This is a genomic window from Paenibacillus sp. RC73, assembly GCF_044908085.1.
Taxonomy (GTDB): Bacteria; Bacillota; Bacilli; order Paenibacillales; family Paenibacillaceae; genus Paenibacillus; species Paenibacillus terrae_A.
The window spans coordinates 502,327-513,892 of sequence record NZ_JBIYCV010000004.1 but is presented as its reverse complement, the minus strand read 5'-3'; the positions used below and the strand labels follow the sequence as shown (position 1 = coordinate 513,892).

The 11,566-nt window shown below is 47.2% G+C and carries 11 protein-coding genes and 1 pseudogene; 6 read left to right on the top strand and 6 right to left on the bottom strand.

From position 1 onward, the window contains the following. The first annotated feature begins 192 nt into the window (after positions 1-192). A pseudogene (locus ABH897_RS12425) lies at positions 193-484 on the top strand (hypothetical protein). A gap of 161 nt (positions 485-645) precedes the next feature. Next, positions 646-735, top strand: coding sequence for a putative holin-like toxin (locus ABH897_RS12420; protein WP_007429455.1), 90 nt, complete (start codon positions 646-648; stop codon positions 733-735). A 237-nt stretch (positions 736-972) separates the two neighbouring features. Here the strand turns inward: ABH897_RS12420 and ABH897_RS12415 are convergent, their stop codons facing one another. Both ABH897_RS12415 and recQ read right to left on the bottom strand, forming a co-directional pair. Further along, positions 973-2,862: a B12-binding domain-containing radical SAM protein gene (locus ABH897_RS12415; RefSeq protein WP_404519943.1), complete on the bottom strand. Its 1,890-nt coding sequence runs from the start codon at positions 2,860-2,862 to the stop codon at positions 973-975. 50 nt (positions 2,863-2,912) lie between these two features. Further along, complete coding sequence (recQ, locus tag ABH897_RS12410; RefSeq protein WP_404519942.1) at positions 2,913-4,811, bottom strand: DNA helicase RecQ; 1,899 nt, start codon at positions 4,809-4,811, stop codon at positions 2,913-2,915. 246 nt (positions 4,812-5,057) lie between these two features. Here recQ and ABH897_RS12405 point away from each other — a divergent pair, with 246 nt between their 5' ends. After that, positions 5,058-6,104 (top strand): RluA family pseudouridine synthase, encoded by a 1,047-nt coding sequence (locus tag ABH897_RS12405; RefSeq protein WP_283655157.1) that lies wholly within the window; start codon positions 5,058-5,060, stop codon positions 6,102-6,104. Positions 6,105-6,193: 89 nt separating this feature from the next. Here the strand turns inward: ABH897_RS12405 and ABH897_RS12400 are convergent, their stop codons facing one another. The 3 genes from ABH897_RS12400 to ABH897_RS12390 form a co-directional block, all read right to left on the bottom strand. After that, complete coding sequence (locus ABH897_RS12400; RefSeq protein WP_283655156.1) at positions 6,194-7,042, bottom strand: hypothetical protein; 849 nt, start codon at positions 7,040-7,042, stop codon at positions 6,194-6,196. 194 nt (positions 7,043-7,236) lie between these two features. Then, positions 7,237-7,476, bottom strand: coding sequence for a helix-turn-helix domain-containing protein (locus ABH897_RS12395; RefSeq protein WP_283655155.1), 240 nt, complete (start codon positions 7,474-7,476; stop codon positions 7,237-7,239). Positions 7,477-7,503: 27 nt separating this feature from the next. Then, positions 7,504-7,641, bottom strand: coding sequence for a hypothetical protein (locus ABH897_RS12390; protein WP_283655154.1), 138 nt, complete (start codon positions 7,639-7,641; stop codon positions 7,504-7,506). Between the two features lie 252 nt (positions 7,642-7,893). On the opposite strand from ABH897_RS12390, the gene ABH897_RS12385 reads away from it, so the two are divergent. The 3 genes from ABH897_RS12385 to ABH897_RS12375 all read left to right on the top strand — a co-directional run bounded on the left by ABH897_RS12385 (position 7,894) and on the right by ABH897_RS12375 (position 10,738). Continuing rightward, positions 7,894-8,229 carry a hypothetical protein gene (locus ABH897_RS12385; protein ID WP_404520077.1) on the top strand — a complete coding sequence of 112 codons (336 nt, stop codon included), beginning with the start codon at positions 7,894-7,896 and terminating at the stop codon, positions 8,227-8,229. 13 nt (positions 8,230-8,242) lie between these two features. Continuing rightward, positions 8,243-9,049: an adenosylmethionine decarboxylase gene (gene speD / locus ABH897_RS12380; protein ID WP_283655153.1), complete on the top strand. Its 807-nt coding sequence runs from the start codon at positions 8,243-8,245 to the stop codon at positions 9,047-9,049. Positions 9,050-9,319: 270 nt separating this feature from the next. Then, positions 9,320-10,738, top strand: coding sequence for an NAD-dependent malic enzyme (locus ABH897_RS12375; RefSeq protein WP_283655152.1), 1,419 nt, complete (start codon positions 9,320-9,322; stop codon positions 10,736-10,738). A 108-nt stretch (positions 10,739-10,846) separates the two neighbouring features. On the opposite strand, the gene ABH897_RS12370 is transcribed toward ABH897_RS12375, so the two are convergent. Beyond that, a complete protein-coding gene (locus ABH897_RS12370) occupies positions 10,847-11,527 on the bottom strand; it encodes a protein kinase family protein (protein ID WP_283655151.1) in 681 nt (226 codons plus the stop codon). Positions 11,528-11,566: the final 39 nt, after the last annotated feature.

Sequence of the window (11,566 nt, the reverse complement as noted above, 5' to 3'; positions counted from 1 at the left end):
TTATATGGAATAATTTTCCTTTTTTAAGTCTGTCTAAGAATGTTCACAAAATGTTCGATATTTTCCTATTGATTTGATGTCACTATGATGTCACCTTTCGGTATACCAGATCACTCTGTAATGATACAATATTTACATGATATTTTTTAATAGCGTGTTAAAAATATTTTTCATCCCGAAGGTTTGCAAGTCATGTCTAATTCTTTAGAGATATTAATTGAACCCATCATCAGAAACCGATTAGAAAAATTGTATAGCATGCTTTCCAAAAAACACACCAGAATACAATCAATTTTCTATGGAATGTAACCAATACTTCCAGCAAATTCGTGAATCCGTTCCTGAACATCTCGAACACACACTATTCTTATATGAAGATGCTCAAATCTCTCTTCAATCTATTTTAGAGAACCAAATATATTTACAAGGATTTAAAGACGCCATACAATTTTTAGATGAATTACGCGTATCTTATACCAACTAATAATTATAATCTAAACCTATTTATCTCAAATAGAAAACAAACACCTAGAAACAGACGTTTTCATTTTTGTCCTTTTTAGCAAGACTATCCATATGATATACTATGAACTAACAACAGAATGGCTTAGATGGGCGGTCGGCTAGTCTCCTGCAAAGGAGGTGATGCCTGTGGAGGTTAAAGATACGCTGATGTTGATGATTCAATTTGCAACGTTGGTGATCTTGATTATTTCCTTCAACAAAAAGAAATAGACCGCCCTCAGCAAAGGTAAACGGTCTACTTCAGCGCCTTTGTTAACACAGCCACCGCCCTTATAAGCGGCTGTTGTCAAAGAGTGAGGATGTTGGAAGCATCCTTACTCTTTTTTAGTATATACCTATTGGCTATAGTTTATCACAGGAAAAACCATATTGCCAATATGGAAAATCTTTTATTCAGGCACCCAAATGTAAGATTGCCCACCTAACATTCTCTATTCATAATTCCACTTAAATCGCTGCAATTTCCTTGCCAATTGGCATGGTGTAGTACAGTGGCTTTTGCTGTTCGTTTTGCTGGTAGACTACGAGTAGCAACGTTCGGCCTTCAGCGGTCAAAGGGCTGCCACCACTCAGGATATGATCCAGCCGGAACGGCAGAACATCCAGCACAGCGTGCTTTTGCAGTTCCTTTTCACCCAGCTTCAAGGAAGCGAAAGACGGAATCACCTCGCGGTATGGCTGCGGCTGCGAACTGTCCGAAACAGAATGGCCATCTGTAGCATGAGAAGCAGGTGCAGCAGTTTGCGTCGCATCTGCCACAAAGTCTGCAACCACAGGTGACAACAGCGCATCCGGGTGCTGGAGAGCCATTTTCATAAAGCTGGACCAATCGTCCTTCTCCAAGGCGTGTTCCCACCAGATTTTACGCGGCTTGTATTTATGGTTCAGGAAATAGTCGAGCTTCATCAGCCCAAGCACCATATCCATTCGCTTCGTTCCGCGTGATTCAAGAAAGGACTGGAGACGCGTGAACAGGTCTTCGAGCTGGTGACCGATTTTTTGCCAGCCCTGTCCCTCCCAATAGTCTCCGAACTCCTGAAAGAAATCAAAGGCCGACGCAAATTCGCGCTCGATCAGATAGTTCACCGTATGATCCATACGATGGGAGTTCCAGTATTTCTCCAGCACATCTTCCAAACGTTTAAGCCGAACGATATCGGCAAAGGAAAGGACGTCATTGCTCAGCATTTCATAAGGCGCAACATCCATGTACGTATAGTTGTACTTGTCTGCGTCGATACGCAGTCCAGTGCCGCGCAGCATTTTGAGGAAGCCGAGCTGAAGCTCTTCCGGGCCGAGCGCAAAAACGTCATTAAACGTTTTACGGAACGTGTTGTAATCCTCCAAAGGCAGACCGGCGATTAAATCGAGATGCTGGTCGATCTTGCCGCTTTGCTTGACCTTCGTAACGGTACGGGAAAGCTTGGCAAAGTTCTGGCGACGCTTGACCAATTCATTGGTCGGATCATTCGTCGACTGGACGCCGATTTCAAAGCGAAATACGCCCGGCGGCGCGTTTTCTGCCAAGTAATCCAACACCTCGGGACGCATAATATCTGCAGTAATCTCAAACTGGAAGACACATCCACGATGGTTTTCGATGAGAAACTTGAACATTTCCAGCGCATAATCGCGTTTAATGTTAAAGGTCCGATCCACGAACTTGATCAGGTTGGCTCCGTTGTCGATCAGATACAGAATATCCGACTTTGTACGCTCAATATCGTAATAACGTACCCCTACCTCTATACTGGACAGACAGAACTGGCAACTGAACGGGCAACCCCGACTGGTTTCAAAATAAACAACCCGTTTGCCTAATTCCGGTATATCCTCTGCAAAGCGGTACGGTGACGGCAGCTCGTTCAAGTCCGCCTTTGGACGGCCCGGCATCTGAATGACCTCTTCTCCCTTGCGGTAGGCAAGTCCATAGACAAAATGGTACTTTTGCGTACCCTCAATCTCCTGAAGCAGTTGATGAAAGGTTTCCTCCCCCTCACCGACAACGATAAAATCCACATTCGGCAGACGCTTCATCCAATGTTCGGTATCGTAAGAGACTTCCGGGCCACCGAGAATGATTTTGACCTCCGGCATAATCTTTTTCAATACATCAATGACTTTAATTGTCTCTTCAATGTTCCAGATATAGCAGGAAAACCCAATGACATCCGCTCCCCGCTGAAACAGGTCGGATACGATGTTCATCACAGGGTCCTTGATCGTATACTCCGCCAGCTCGATGTCAAAGTCCTTTTCACTGTAGGCTTTGAGACACCGGATCGCCAGCGAGGTATGAATATATTTTGCGTTTAACGTTGATAAAATGACTTTCATAGGTCACAACCTTTTATAGTTTGCATGACGCCTCATATCTTTTAGTATGGCTATTCAAAATCCTCGTACACATCGTCCGCATAAATCTCATCTTCACTCACCGTTCCTCCGGCATTCCCCTGATTTTGAAAAAAATCAAGGAACAGCTTGCCGTACTTGCGGAACTTCACTTCGCCGACACCCTTGATCCGCAGCATGTCCGCCTCAGATTGCGGGTTCGCTACACTCATCTCACGCAGCGTAGCATCGTTAAAAATGATATAGGACGGCACATGCTCCTGCGCGGCCAAATCGCGGCGAATCAGGCGCAATTGCTCGAACACCGTTTCGTTGACTGCCGCCGGGTACGCATCGCGTTCCTGTCGTCCACGTGAGCCTGTCCCACCTGCAAAAGCTGTGGCATGGCGCACCACACGCTGCATGACTTCGCGCTGACCTTTCAGCACTTCAGCCGCAGGCTGCTGCAAACGGACAACCGGATATTGTCCCTCAGACAGCAGCAGAAAACCTTCCGATACAAGGACGTTAATAATTTCAGAAATTTCTTTTTCCGTCCGATTGCCCATTACACCATAGGTTGGCAGGCTGTCAAAGCCATACTGTAGCACTTTTTTGTTACGCGAGCCTTTCAATACCGAGGCTACCATCGAAACACCAAAACGTTCCCGCATGCGATGAATACACGAAAAAATCTTTTGCGCATCAATGGTCATGTCTACCAGTTCCCGTTCATCCGTACATGAGCTGCATGTGCCGCAAGCTTCATGCTCCTCTGCCTCACCAAAATACTCAAGCTGTGCCGTACGCAAGCAGCGAGTCGTGTAGCAATAATCAACCATCTGCTGGAGCTTGCGGTAGTCGTTGCGCTTGCGGTCCTCATCCTGCGGATTTTGCTCGATCAGGAATTTCTGAGTCACAATATCCTGCGGTCCGAACAGCAAAATACATTGACTCGGATCGCCATCACGTCCTGCGCGTCCCGCCTCTTGTACGTAAGCCTCCATATTTTTAGGCATATTGTAGTGAATGACGTAGCGCACGTTCGATTTGTCGATCCCCATGCCGAAGGCGTTGGTCGCTACAATGACACGAATATCGTCGTACAGGAAGCCCTCCTGGCTGTCTGCCCGTTCCTGATCGGTCATCCCGGCATGATAACGCCCGGCCGCCATTCCCGCATCCCGCAGCCGTTGGTACAGATCGTCCACGTCCTTGCGTGTCGCCGCATAAATAATGCCCGATTCGCCGTCATGCTCACGCGCATAATTCAGCAGAAAGCTGCGCTTGTCCTCCCCACGCAGCACGCTGAACGCCAAATTCGGCCGTCCCAGGCCCGTGACGAATGTCTCCGGCTCACGCAGGCGAAGCAGCCGCACGATGTCGTCCATGACCTGCGGTGTCGCTGTTGCCGTGAATGCCGCTACAATCGGGCGCTCGTATAGCCCGTCCACAAAAGGAGCCACCGCCAAATAGCTGGTGCGAAAGTCATGTCCCCACTGGGATACACAGTGCGCCTCGTCGACCGCAACGCAAGAAATCGGTAGCTGCGCCATCTCATCGCGGAACCAGTCCAGCTCCAGCCGCTCCGGTGCAACATATAGCAGCTTCAAATCTCCATTCCGTGCGGCACGTATGCGATCGTTCACTTCTCGACCACTCAGCGTGCTATTGATATAGGCTGCCGCAATTCCCATCGTGGTCAGCGCATCCACCTGATCCTTCATCAGCGAGATTAGCGGTGACACAACAATCGTCAGCCCATCATGCAGGAGCGCAGGAATCTGGTAGCATATGGATTTCCCGCCGCCTGTCGGCATAATGCCTAACGTATCGTTGCCCTCCAGCATACTGGCGACAATTTTCTTTTGACCCTCCCGGAAATCGGGATAGCCATAAAATTTTTGCAGCAAATCCTGCGCCCGTTCCAATATTGGTGCTTGTACACTCATAGTTTCAAAACTCCTCATATTTCTGGCGCCCCTCGACGCATATCGGCTTATCTTTCGTTACCTTTAGTTTACCGGGGTTCAGGGTAATGTTCAACCGCTGGAAGTCCATAAGCATAATGTATAATGAAATTCTTATCGCCCCCTTCTACCATGGCGTTCGCTGTTTTCTCATGATATAGTGAACACGGTGCCGCAAGTTTGTCCATTACTATGATGAGACACGGTACCAAGAAGGAGAAAGAACTCATGAACAATCGTAAACCCAATCGAAAAAATCATACAAAATCCACGCCAAACACAGGCAACTCCAAACGCAGCCATAAACCCGCCGGAAAATCCGGCTCACATAGACCCGAAGCACGGGGCAAAACGGGGGTTTTTGATAAAACTGCTGCCCGAGAGTACGGTAAACCGGAAAAAAACGTTGCTAAAACATACATCGTGCAGGAGCCTGCCGAGCTGTTGAATTTTTTGGTAGAACATGTGTCTGGCATGGGCCGCAATTCCATTAAATCAGCGCTGGCCCGTGGACAGGTGTCCGTGAACGGCATTCCCCGTACCGTGTTCAATTTTCCGCTGGAGCAAGGTCAGACAGTGGCGCTCTCCAAGGAAAAGATCACTCCCGTGGTGCCGCTGACCGGGCTGCGTATTTTGCATGAGGATGAGGCCATTATTGTCATCCACAAGGATGCCGGGCTGCTGTCCGTCGCCTCTGCGCAGGAACAGGAAGTAACGGCATACCGTCAGCTTACGGCACATGTGCGACGTGAACATCCATACAATCGTATTTTTGTGCTGCATCGTCTGGATCGTGATACATCTGGAGTCATGATGTTTGCGAAAAGCGAAGCCATACAGCAGGAAATGCAACAAGCGTGGAAGGAAGTCGTGTATGAACGAACATACATCGCTCTCGTAGAAGGACAGGTTAAAAAGGCTGCGGGCACTATCACCTCATGGCTGAAGGAAAGCAAGACGCTGAAAATGTATTCCAGCCCATATCCGAATGACGGACAGCACGCGATTACTCATTACAAGCTGCTTCAGGCCAATCGGCATTTTTCTTTGCTGGAAGTACGTTTGGAAACCGGACGCAAGAATCAGATTCGCGTTCATATGGAGGATATCGGCCATCCGATTGTGGGAGATAAAAAATACGGCTCCAAAGCCAAATCTATCGGTCGACTCGGTCTCCATGCGCGAGTACTGTCGTTTATTCATCCCGTCACTGGAGTATTGCTGCGGTTTGAATCCGACATTCCTAAAACCTTTTTAAATCCGTTTCGAGAGTAGCCTTACGTAAGACAAGCAGGAATAATTGGAACGGAAAAAATATACGTGGAAATTAGGGGGCTGTATGATACAGCTCCCTTTTTTATTCATTAAGCGGTATGCTTTCGGACACCATTAGCTGTTTTCATCAGCTCGTCCCAAATGGAGATCGATGTATTGCAAATGGGGCAATTCAGCCGACCGTTTAAATAGGGTAAATGGGCCAAAAGGTTGTTCTCTTCAATTTTTTGGGCATATTGATATAGCCATTGTAGATTAGAGCCTTTATGGTCCAATGAGCCGGGTTGGATCGAATGGGGAACCAGGTTTTTTGAGTTTACCGGATCTTTATCGTAAACCACCAGGACATCACTTTGTTCAAGAGGCCAAATATAGAGCGGAGTTCCGCAATGCGGACAATCCAGCGTATATTCATCACCAGTATCAAAGCTTTGCAGCATAAAAGCTACACATCGATAACCCTGAAAGGCAGCCCCCGCAGCCAAAACATAACGCTTGCCAACATCTCCTTCGTGGTCCTTAGCATACAACACCATTTCCTCGGTCAATCCTGTAAGCCGGACAATAGCTTGCTGGTATTGTTCATATATATATTCAGCCAGATCTGCATCCAATTCTACCTGATCCCTTGCAAATTCCAACGGAACTTTTGTATGTAAGGGATTAACATTTTTGGCTTCGAATATTCCGCAAATATTATAAATATCCGCACGAATACTTGTATCAGAGCTGCTTAACGCAATATCGACGAGGTACGGTACAGCTGCGAAGGTACAAGTATATAACGTATTTTGGTGATACAGTTCCTCCCAATACAAGGTGTCAGCTATTTCGCCGTCATATCCGGCTTGGAGCTGCTTCAACATCTCCGGGACGTATTGAGAGGAACCATAGGGGCCTTGGAGCAGAGCCCAGGCCGGATCGGACAAAGCCAGCATCTTGAAACTCCTTTCGCCATTTTACTTTCAGTGTAGCATGGGATGGGATTGTGAAATTCTTTTTGCTATCAAATTCATTTTAACTTCATAATTCTTAGCTTCTTACGTTTATTTTATTATACGCTTGCTTTTAGCTGAAGTTTCTTTTCTCATTTTACGCAATGCCCAAAGTCACTTTCCTTGCAAGTCTATAATCATATTCGGTTAAGCTTGCGGTATTGTGAAGGTGACATGTGCTTTCTGGCTGAAAAAACCCGACTAAAATAAAATCCGTTCAGATATCCGCATTTTCCCGCAATATCATCAAGCGTATATTCTGTCTCCAGCAATAAAGTCTGGGCCTTCTCAAGACGCAGTGTGGTCACATACCGGATGGGTGTCAAGTCCACCGCCGTCTGAAAACTCCTCGGGAATTGCACCGGACTTAACCCCAAACGAGATGCACCTGGTATTTGCCTCCCCTAGTGTTCCTTAATAGTATAGGCAAACTTTCCTTCTTCAATTACATAGGCAATCCAGTGCACATCCGTATCGAGCACCAACTGAAAAGATTGTTTCTGCTTCCAATATACATGCTGATGAATGTGGACTCCGAACATGGGCGTTTACCGCCTTCATTTTCCATGTCCTACTGACTGTGCGCCAAATATCCACAAAGCGTTCTATCCATCTGCTTTCACATTATAAATCCTGTTACTAAAAATTAGCTAAACATGAAATAAAGTATATACGCATGATGTTTCCGTGCATGTCAAAACAAAGCTCGCTCAGGTAACAGCGTCCAGCAGTCTTACTGCCTTGCGTGTGGACTCGCGCAGGCTGTCTGCTCCAGCTCAGAACTTCACGGATATGTGAAAGCCAGTGCGGTGCTGGAATGGACAATGCGATCCGGTGGACTGCGGCTGCCGAAAAAAACGGTTCGGGAGATTCATTGTACCTTTAATGATGACGTTAACGAGGATTTAATCAATCTCCATCATCATCGCACCCCTTTTGAAGTTATGCCCGAATTGGTACGTCATTATCGAATCGAGGTGTTTACAGATGGAACTATGAACAGAACATGGCGTACGTGGACGTTGATTCCAAGTTATGGGTACATTAATCCTAGCTACAGGATGGAGTATATGAATGGGTATATGAAAAGAAGTGATGGGAACATTATGTATGAATACTGCAACTATTAAGGGGAAATAGCCCATGACCATGACACCGGAACAGCGGATTACCTTGCACGGGTTTAACAATCTGACCAAATCGCTGAGCTTCAACATGTACGATATTTGTTACACCAAAACAAGGGAAGAACGCGAAGCCTATATCGAATATATTGACGAACAATACAATGCGGATCGGCTGACTGCCATTTTAAAAAATGTGTCCGATATCATCGAGGCTCATGTGCTCAACGTAGCCCAGCAGGACTATGTTCCTCAAGGAGCCAGTGTGACCATGCTTATATCGGAAGGTCCTATCGTGGAGGTGCCTACAGAATCCTACGCCGAATCACCCGGCCCTCTGCCCGATTCTGTCGTTATACAGTTGGATAAAAGCCATATCACTGTCCACACCTACCCGGAATATCACCCCGACGAGGGAATCAGCACGTTCCGAGCCGATATTGACGTCTCTACCTGTGGGGAAATCTCCCCGCTCAAGGCACTCCATTATTTGATTCATTCCTTCGACACAGATATTATGACGATTGATTATCGGGTACGCGGCTTTACACGTGATACGAATGGGCATAAGCTGTTCATCGACCATGACATCGCCTCCATTCAAAATTATATTCCCGACGAAGTGCGCAACCAGTATGACATGATAGACGTGAACGTGTATCAGGAATACATTTTCCACACTAAATGCAAGCTGAAACAATTCGATCTGGACAATTATCTATTCGGCTATACGAAGAAAAGTCTGAGCGGGAACGAGCAGCAAAACATAGCCGCCCGTCTTAAAACAGAAATGGATGAAATTTATTATGGCAAAAATATGACGTAGCGGGATGGGAGCAGCAGGATGGACTATATGTTATCCATTAGAAAAGGACAATAGCTATGGAGCTAAAACAGAGCAGGGCTTTTGTCCTTTTTTGATGCAAAATGAGAGATTTGATTCAGCTTTATCTGTACAAGTGGGAGATTGTTCACTATGATAGGGAAAGAATCCACTAATTTGAAATATAAATTCACCTCTTAGGCACGCTTTCGATTGTAAGCGCAATCAATTGATCCTACTAATTTTGTTATGGAACACAAAGGAGGAATTTGTATGCAAGGCGGTATTGGCGGTAAAAATATCATTTTACGACTGGAAATTTCCACCGAGCACATCCAATTTGGTCAATTGATTACGCTGGTCAACGAACATGGCGGGGATGTTATTGCGATTGACGTCATTCGCACCTCTGAAAAGGTCACCGTGCGGGATATTACGGTTACCATTGCCGACCCGGCCGAAATTGACCGAATGATTACCCGGATTAAAAAAGCGCAAGGCGTGAAGGTACTGTCCATCTCTGACCGGACCTTTCTGCTGCACCTTGGAGGTAAAATTGAAATGCAGCCCAAGGTTCCGATTCAGAATCGCGACGACTTGTCCCGGGTGTACACTCCAGATGTAGCACGCGTGTGCATGGCGATTCATGAGGAGCCGGACAAAGCCTTCCGTTTGACGATCAAACGTAACACCGTTGCTGTCGTCTCGGACGGAAGTGCTGTCCTGGGCTTGGGCAATATCGGCCCCTACGCGGCTATGCCGGTCATGGAAGGCAAAGCCATGCTGTTCAAGCAGCTCGGGTCCGTCGATGCTTTCCCGATTTGTCTGGACACACAGGACACTGAGGAAATCATCAAGGCGATCAAGCAAATCGCTCCAGCTTTCGGCGGTATTAATCTGGAGGATATTTCATCACCTCGCTGCTTTGAAATTGAGCAGCGGCTGCGTCAGGAGCTGGACATTCCTGTTTTTCATGATGATCAGCACGGCACTGCTGTTGTCTTGTACGCAGGGCTGATCAATGCACTCAAGGTCGTCGGCAAAGCGCTGTCTGATGTGAAAATCGTCGTCTGCGGTATCGGAGCTGCGGGTGTAGCCTGCACTAAAATTTTGCTATCTGCGGGTGCCGTTAACATCATTGGTGTAGATCGCCACGGAGCCATTACAGCTGATGAAACGTACGATCATCCGGTGTGGAACTGGTACGCACAGCATACTAACCCCGAACGGTTATCAGGCACGCTGTCCGAGGTTCTGAAAGGTGCTGACGTGTTTATCGGTCTATCGGCAGGCGGGCTACTCCAACGGGAAGACGTAAAACGCATGAACGAGGCTCCAGTGCTGTTCACCATGGCTAACCCGGTTCCCGAAATTGCCCCCGAGGATGTCGAAGACATCGCTGGTGTCATTGCCACCGGACGTTCAGACTACCCTAACCAGATCAACAACGTGCTTTGCTTTCCCGGCATATTCCGCGCGGCGCTCGACTGTCGCGCCCGTGAAATTAACGAAGAAATGAAGCTTGCGGCAGCAGAAGCCATTGCGAGTACGATCCGCCCCGAAGAATTAAATAAGCTGTATATCATCCCCGGCGTATTTAACGAGAATGCCGTTCAGCGGGTGCGTGAGAAGGTCATTCGGGCTGCGATTGAGAGCGGAACCGCCAGAAGAGTACCTCGGGATTTCAGGTAAAAGAGAATCTGCCTATTCCGTAAGACATGTCTGGTAACGTGCCAAAAAGGATTGCTCCCTAATACGGGTGCAATCCTTTTTTTATAAGAAGATCAAGACTTCCTTCCATTATGACTTCCATTTGGAAAACAGTTGGCTGGCGCGTTGAGCGAACTCCTCCAGATTAAAGCTGGAGTTGTCCAGCTTGTAGTACCATTTTTTAATCGTATCCAGAATCCATGACGGAACTTTAACCTCCGAGATACCTGAGTAAAACGTATGATACGCCCACACCAGATGCTCCCAGCGCTTGTCATCGCCCTCCTTCACGTATTCGGATACGTCCAATACCTTGGCGCGTCCATCTTGCATCAGTACATTTTTGAGATGAATATCACGGGGATTCAGCCCCTTGGATCGGACAAACTCCCTCGCCTCTTCCACGTCCAGAATGACTTGCTCCGGCACCGAAATGCCTTGCAGCAGACAATCCAGAAGCGTAATACCTGATTCATAGCTTATGACAATATACTTGTCACCTTTCCCGTAATAATGTGGAAAAAAATCGGATCCCCGCAAACGCTCGTATACGTCGGCCTCCGCATCCTTCTTCTCGATCGCCATGTCTGAGTACACCTTGAACGCGTAGCCGGGCAACATATCGAGCGTAAATACGGCCGCATCCGTCCCGATGCCAATACAACGGACGTCTTGGGAGACTGTTTTAATCGTAACCGGATCATTATCCTCGGTACTGTAAACAGTCACTTGACTTATGATTTCGTCTGCCTGCCTCCATTGTTCAACCATGCGCGATCCCTTCCTTCTCTGTTCTAAACCATTTGAATG